At 35.9% G+C, this 482-nt stretch carries 1 pseudogene; it reads right to left on the bottom strand.

The features are described 5' to 3' along the window. Positions 1–297: 297 nt before the first annotated feature. Positions 298–482, bottom strand: a pseudogene (locus IQR33_RS33145) (hypothetical protein); the annotation flags it as partial.

The following is a 482-nucleotide window of genomic DNA, read 5'->3' as shown; positions in this document are numbered from 1 at the left end:
GACTTTTTCTGCTTTTACTTTAAGCCTTGGGTCTGGAATGGAGAGAATTTCGAGGACTGCCATACTTACCTTTCATATCTATAAATCGTAATTCGTGGAGAATTATACACACGTTTCTCGATACATAAACCTGCTAAGCTATCTTGCGCACAAGGCATAAACCATTAACTCAAACGACAACACAATAAATGGGTTTGCCTTTTAAACAAAAAATCCTACAAACAGGAAACTAAAACGCCAGCACATTATGGCTGGCGTCTTGTCATGATCCTAATTGAATCGTTTGTTGTATTTTATCTACTGACTTTCCTTGGCTTTGAGTAATACTCTAATCGCCATTTTCTCACCACTTTTTAAAATTAAGTAGGCGATGCCAATCGTTATTAGCATTATGATAGCAATAAAAATACTTACCCCACCGAGCTCAGATAATAAATAAAACGGAGAAATATCTAACGACATTAAGATAAGAGAGAACACTA

Origin of the sequence: Vibrio sp. OPT46, from assembly GCF_015163535.1 — a bacterium.
Classification (GTDB): Bacteria; Pseudomonadota; Gammaproteobacteria; order Enterobacterales; family Vibrionaceae; genus Vibrio; species Vibrio alginolyticus.
This window is presented reverse-complemented; position numbering and strand designations above follow the sequence as displayed.